5 protein-coding genes and 1 pseudogene are annotated in these 6,142 nt (G+C 70.8%); 4 read left to right on the top strand and 2 right to left on the bottom strand.

The genetic code is table 11. The annotated features are described in order from the left end of the window. Positions 1-162: 162 nt before the first annotated feature. Both B4E30_RS12320 and B4E30_RS12315 read right to left on the bottom strand, forming a co-directional pair. Positions 163-345 (bottom strand): annotated as a pseudogene (locus B4E30_RS12320) (PspA/IM30 family protein); the annotation flags it as partial. A gap of 77 nt (positions 346-422) precedes the next feature. Further along, complete coding sequence (locus B4E30_RS12315) at positions 423-2,396, bottom strand: TPM domain-containing protein (RefSeq protein ID WP_286795440.1); 1,974 nt, start codon at positions 2,394-2,396, stop codon at positions 423-425. Between the two features lie 151 nt (positions 2,397-2,547). Between B4E30_RS12315 and B4E30_RS12310 the strand changes: the two genes are divergently transcribed. The 4 genes from B4E30_RS12310 to B4E30_RS12295 all read left to right on the top strand — a co-directional run. Further along, positions 2,548-3,408: a DUF3097 domain-containing protein gene (locus B4E30_RS12310; RefSeq protein WP_286795439.1), complete on the top strand. Its 861-nt coding sequence runs from the start codon at positions 2,548-2,550 to the stop codon at positions 3,406-3,408. A 9-nt stretch (positions 3,409-3,417) separates the two neighbouring features. After that, positions 3,418-4,149: a tRNA (guanosine(46)-N7)-methyltransferase TrmB gene (trmB, locus tag B4E30_RS12305; protein ID WP_286795438.1), complete on the top strand. Its 732-nt coding sequence runs from the start codon at positions 3,418-3,420 to the stop codon at positions 4,147-4,149. 7 nt (positions 4,150-4,156) lie between these two features. Beyond that, a complete protein-coding gene (locus B4E30_RS12300; RefSeq protein WP_286795437.1) occupies positions 4,157-5,026 on the top strand; it encodes a CPBP family intramembrane glutamic endopeptidase in 870 nt (289 codons plus the stop codon). Positions 5,027-5,075: 49 nt separating this feature from the next. Next, a partial coding sequence (locus B4E30_RS12295; RefSeq protein ID WP_286795436.1) for a sensor histidine kinase occupies positions 5,076-6,142 on the top strand: 1,067 nt, incomplete at its 3' end.

Here is a 6,142-nt window from a genome sequence, read left to right as displayed (position 1 = left end):
TCAGAAGCGGCCTCCGCCCCGTCGGCCGCGCGTGCCTCCGCCACCGAAGCTGGCGGGACGGAAGCCGCCGCGTGAGGAGCGCCCGCGTGAGCCGCTGCCGCGCGGGAAGCCGAACCCGCCGCCGCTGCGGCGACCACCTGAGCCACCGCCGAGGAGCGAGNNCTCGAGCAGGCGCAGGTTGCCGATGGTCTCGGCGATGGCCGACTCGGCGTCGGCGATGCTGTTCGTGTAGTCGCGCACGAGCTGGTCGAGCATCTTCTGCGGGTCTTCGGCCGAGTCGATCAGGGCGTTGACGTTCGCCTTGATGAGGGTGGAGATGCGGCCGAAGATGGACTGCTTTGCCATCACGAGGTTCCTTCCTGTCGATGGTTCTGGTCGGGATGCGGAGGGGACGGGAGTCGAGGGGCGGCGTCGGGGTCGGATCAGAAGCGGCCTCCGCCCCGTCGACCGCGCGTGCCTCCACCGCCGAAGCTGGCGGGGCGGAAGCCACCGCGTGAGGAACCCCCGCGTGAGGAGCCGCCGCGCGGGAAGCCGAAGCCGCCGCCGCGGCGACCGCCTGAGCCACCGCCGAGGAGCGAGTTGATGACGATACCGCCGAGCACGGCGCCCATCATGTCACCGCCACCCGAACGTGTGCTCTGCATCGAGCCGGAGAACGATCCGACGTCGGCCTGCGCGGAGCGAATCGCCTGGGCGGCCAGCTGATCCGCCCGCTGCGCGTGGGTGAGCGCCTGCGCCGGATCACTCGCCCGCAGCTGCTGCGCGCGAACGAGGGATGCGCCGGCCTCGGCGACCCGGGTGCGCGCCTGCGCACCGACCGCTCCGCGCCGCGCCGTGATGAAATCCTCGGCGGCGGACATCTGCGCCTGCGCCTGCAGGATCTGCTGATCGAGCAGCTGTGCGGCTCGTCGCGCCCGCTCCTGCTCGTCGCGAACGGCCCGCACGGTGTCGTCGATCTGCGTGTTCGCGGCCTCGAGCGCGTGCAGCGTCATCAGCGGGCGCCTGTCGGTGCCGGTGAGCATGCCTCTGCCTCGGTCGATCTCGCCGCGCGTGGCGGCGATCACCGCGGCGATGCGGCCGTCGGGATCCGGCAGCGCGCTCGCGGTGGCGATGTCGTTCTCGAGGTCGGCGATCAGGTGGGATGCGCCGCGCTCGGCCTCGGCGAAATCGGCGGTGAGCTTGTGCACCGCCTGTTCGAGCAGCTCGGCCTGCCCGACGGCGTCTTCGGCCGCGCGGATCGACACCGCGGCGTCACCGCGCTCGCCGTCGGCGATGGCGGCGTCGGCGGCGGTGAGCTGCTCGTCGGCGAAGCTCAGCCGCTCGCGGGCCTGTGCGGGGTTGTCTGCGATCGTCGCGAGGGCGTCGGGGGCGTAGGAGGCCGTGAGCGATGTCAGCCGTGCGTCGGCCTCCTCGAGGGCGTCGGCGGCGCGCCGATGCGCATCGCGCGCTCGGGCGAGCGCCTCCGGCGCATCCTGCTCCAGGCGCCGCAGTTCGTCGAAGGCCTCGGCCTTGTCGTCGAGGCCGGCGTCGGCCTGCGCGCACAGCTGGATGATCTGCTGGTTCCACGCGCGCTTCTGCTCGTCGGAATCCGGCGTCTCGTCGTCGAGACGCTGCCGGAGGGTGAAGGCCTTCTCGAGCAGGCGCCGGGCGGTCGAGAGCGCCTCGACGAATTCCGTCGTCGCCTTGTCGCCGAACTGGGCGCGCGCGAACCCGAGCTCCTGTTCGCTCGTCTTCAGGGCGTCGTCGGTCTGCACGAGGGCCGACGACGCCTCGCGTTCGAGGTCGGCGAGGGGCACCAGCGGGGGAGCCTTCGGGCGCCCGGCGGCGCTGTTCGCACGACGGTTCCGCACCACGAGCCAGATGAGCACCACGATCGACACCGCTGTGGCGACCAGGAGCACGATGACCCAGGGCGATATGCCGGAGTCCAGCTCCTCCTGCATGCCGTCGGCGGCGGTGACGACCGCGCCGGCGTAGTCGCCGTCGCGGAGGTCGGGAACGATGGACTCCTCGATGGCCGCGACCTGTTCGTCGGTGAGGGGGCCGGTGGTGTCGGCGGAGATGTAGTACTGCCGGCCGTCGACCGCGACGGCCAGCAGGTACTGCTGTGGTCCCAGGCCGTTGCCGGAAGCGACCTCGTCCGCCCAGGACTGCGCGTCGGCGGGATTGGTGAACTCGTCGACGAAGACGGCGTACAGGTCCACGCCGGTCGTGTCGTACAGCTCGCTCAGGCGGTCGAACAGGGCGGCTTCCTCGTCGTCGGAGAGCACGTCGACGGCGTCGACGATGTATCCCGAACCGAGCTCGACGGGGTCGGTGGCCGACGCGACCGAGGCGGTGCCGCCCAGAGCGAGGGCGGCGGCGAGCGCGAGCGCCCACGCTGATCGAGCACGCATCCGGCTTCCCCTCTCGGCCAGTCCCGGACCGAGTCTATGCAGGCGGCGACATGCGGCGGTAGATCGTGGGAGCCGTCGGCCGCGCCGAGCGTGCCGCTGACCGGCGGGCGCGCATCGCGACGGTATTCTGACGCGCTGGTGAGGAGGACCGATGAACGGGGACGCCATCGACGATCGGTACGGGTCGGATGTGCTCGCTGACGGCTGGCGGGCGCGCACAGCGCCGAAGATCGCGCAGGTCGCGGCCGAGCTCGGCGTCGTCGTCGAAGTCGCCGGCGACGGCTTCTGCGGCGCGGTGACCGACGTCGCGCGGGGTCTCGTCGAACTCGAGGACCGGCACGGCCGACGTCGGCTGTTCCCACTCGGGGCGGGATTCCTCGTCGACGGCGTCGACGTGGTGCTCACGGTTCCGGCGCCGTCTCCCGAGCGATCTCGCGCCCGCACCGCGTCCGGATCCTTCGCAGCCGCCGAGCAGCGCGCCCGGGTGGCGCGCGCGAGCCGGATCCTCGTCGAGGGGCGACACGACGCCGAACTGGTCGAGAAGGTGTGGGGCGACGATCTTCGAGCCGAGGGCGTCGTGGTCGAGTACCTGCAGGGGGTGGATGTGCTGGCCGACGTCCTCGACGAGGAGCCGCCGTCGGACGGTCGCCGCTACGGCGTGCTGGTGGACCATCTCGTTCCCGGGTCGAAGGAGTCCCGTATCGCCGAGGCGGTCTCACGCGGCCCGCACGGCGCGAACGTGCTGATCGTCGGGCATCCCTACGTCGATGTCTGGGAGTGCGTCACGCCGAAGGCGATGGGCATCCAGCAGTGGCCCCGGATCCCGCGCGGCGTCGACTACAAGGTGGGGATCTGCCGCGCGTTCGGCTGGCCGGCGCGTGATCAGGCCGATCTCGCCCGGGCGTGGCAGCGGATCCTCGGCCGCGTGCACACCTACCGCGACCTCGAGCCGTCGCTGCTCGGCCGCGTCGAGGAGCTCATCGACTTCGTCACCGCCGATCGCGCCTCGTAGGCTGAGGGGATGACGGAACCCTCCCGCGGCTTCCGCGAACGTCCGGTGTCGTTCGTGCGGCGCAGCGGCCGCATGTCCGAGGCGCAGGAGCGCGCGTGGCGTGACCTCTCCCCGCGTTTCGTGATCCCCGTCGCGCGCGACGTCGCGGCGACGAGCATCCTGCCCGGTTCGGCGATCGACCCCGGCGCCACGTTCGGCCGTTCGGCACGGCTCGTGGTCGAGATCGGTTCGGGTCAGGGTCACGCGATCGTCCACGCCGCCGCATCCGACCCCGACACCGACTTCCTCGCCGTGGAGGTGTTCCGCGCGGGCCTGGCCCGCACCATGCTCGACGCCGACCGTGCCGGCATCGGCAACCTGCGTCTCGTCGAGGCGAACGCCCCCGAGGTTCTGCAGCACCTGCTTCCCGCCGGCTCGGTCGATGAGATCTGGATCTTCTTCCCCGACCCGTGGCACAAGAAGCGACACACCAAGCGGCGCCTGCTCGCACCGGAGTTCCCGCCGGTGCTGGCAGCGGCGCTGCGTCCGGGCGGGGTGGTGCGGCTGGCGACCGACTGGGAGGACTACGCGCGGCAGATGCGCGAGGTGATGGATGCGGCGCCCGGTTTCGTCCGCGACTTCCCGGGGGAGTGGGCGGAGCGCTTCAACGGTCGCGTGCTCACCGCCTTCGAGCGCAAGGGCACGCGCGTGGGTCGTGAGATCCGCGATCTCGCCTACCGTCGCGACGGCATCGGCGGCTGAGACGGCCATGCCGAACGTCGCCCGGTCCGCGATCGTGCAGGACCACCCGACCTCCACGTGGCATCTGGTCCCCGCACTGCTGGTGTGCCTGGCGGCCCCGGCGTTCTTCGTTCTCCTGCTGCCCTGGCTCGGCTGGGCGCTCCTGGCCGCCGGGCTCGCGTCGGGCTGGATGCTCACCCGCAAGACCGCCCGCCTCACGGAGCCGGATCGCCGCATCCCGTCGCTGGTGCGCGACCTCTCGCTCATCGCCCTCGGACTGCTGATCGTCAGCGCCATCCCGCTGAAGGCCGAACTCGACAACGCCGGCATGCTGCGTTTCACCGTCGCGCTCGGCGGCGCGGTGCTCGTGCCGTACCTCGTGTCGCGCTTCGTCTACCGCGACCGCGCGATCCGCTTCCCCTGGCGCGGCGGCGGCCGGTGGACGTGGTTCCAGTGGTCCTGGCTCGTGCTGGTGCTCGCGCTGGGCTGGCTCATCCTGCCCTTCTACTTCATCACCTCCGGTGTCTATCTCAACTGGCCGGTCGTCGACACCCCCGACCTCATCGCCCGTCTGTTCGTCGGCGTCGGCGCGGTCGGCATCTGGGACGAGCTGTTCTTCATCTGCACGTGCTTCGCGCTGCTGCTGCGTCACTTCCCGTTCTGGCAGGCGAACATGCTTCAGACGATCGTGTTCGTGTCGTTCCTGTGGGAGCTCGGCTATCAGGCATGGGGCCCCGTACTGACGATCCCGTTCGCGCTGCTGCAGGGATTCATCTTCGTCAAGACACGGTCGCTCGCCTACGTGGTCACCGTGCACCTGCTCTTCGACGCGGTGGTGTTCGGCGTGCTCGTGCACGCGCACAATCCGGGCCTGCTCGACGGGGTCTTCCTGGTCTGAGTCGGTCGGCTATCTTCTCAACAGAACTGACGCGAGACTGGGGAGCGCGATGTCGACGGTGCAGGATGTGACGCGACGCGAGATGATCGCGTCCTACGGCGTGGTCGGTGCACCGCCCGAGCCCGATCTCGAGGGGCTCGTGCAGCTCGCCGCGACCGTGTGCGGTGTCTCGACGGCTGTCATCAACATCATCGACGACCGCTTCCAGCATCAGATCGCGGCCGTCGGGTTCACCCCCGCCGTGTGCGCGCGAGAGGACTCCATGTGCGCGGTGGTGTTCCAGCATCCCGGTCATGTCGTGGTCCCCGACGCTCGCGAAGACGATCGCTTCCGCGACAATCCCTTCGTCACCGGCGAAATCGCCGACGTGCGCTTCTACGCCTCGAGCCCGCTCATCACCCCGCAGGGGATTCCGATTGGCACCCTGTGCGTTTTCGACGAGGAGGTGGGAGAGCTCGCGCCGGAGGACAGTCGGGCGCTGGCCCTTCTCGCCCACCAGGTGGTGGATGTGCTCGAGCTTCGTCGACTCACGCACGAACTCGGTCAGTCCAACGAACAGCTCGAGCGATTCGCCGGTCAGATCAGCCACGATCTGCGCAACCCGCTGATGGCGCTCGCCGGCTTCATCGAGCTCGCCGCCGACAGTCCCGAACTCGCCGGAGCCCCGCAGGCCGCGCGCGCCCTCTCGCGCGCGGAGTCCGCTGCCGAGCGCATGGGAGCGATGATCGGCGACCTGTACGCCTACGCTCGCCTGGGCGGTTCCCGACCGCGCCGCGAGCCGGTCGATCTGGGCGACCTCATCGCCTCGGTGGGGGACGACCTCGACACGGCCCTCGCCGAGACGGGCGCCGAAATCGAGGCGCACGTCGACGCATCACTGCACGGCGACCCGACGCTGCTCCGGGCGCTCCTGCAGAACCTCATCGCCAACGCGGTGAAGTTCACCGCCGCGACCGGGATCACGCCGCGGGTGGTCATCCGCTCGCATCGGCTCACGGGCGGGTGGCGGCTCACCGTCGACGACAACGGTCCCGGGGTTCCCGCCGAGCGTCGCGAGGCGGTCTTCGAGCTGATGGACCGCGGCGGCGTCGACGACGTGCCGGGGCTCGGGATCGG

Origin of the sequence: Microbacterium sp. UBA3394, assembly GCF_002358725.1 — a bacterium.
GTDB lineage: Bacteria > Actinomycetota > Actinomycetes > Actinomycetales > Microbacteriaceae > Microbacterium > Microbacterium luteum.
The sequence above is the reverse complement of the archived record's forward strand: the minus strand, read 5'-3'. Positions and strand labels throughout refer to the sequence as shown.

Coding starts and splice junctions, on each gene's coding strand:
- B4E30_RS12300 (WP_286795437.1), top strand. CDS start 4,157: ATGCCGAACGTCGCCCGGTCCGCGATCGTGCAGGACCACCCGACCTCC.
- trmB (WP_286795438.1), top strand. CDS start 3,418: ATGACGGAACCCTCCCGCGGCTTCCGCGAACGTCCGGTGTCGTTCGTG.
- B4E30_RS12315 (WP_286795440.1), bottom strand. CDS start 2,396: ATGCGTGCTCGATCAGCGTGGGCGCTCGCGCTCGCCGCCGCCCTCGCT.
- B4E30_RS12310 (WP_286795439.1), top strand. CDS start 2,548: ATGAACGGGGACGCCATCGACGATCGGTACGGGTCGGATGTGCTCGCT.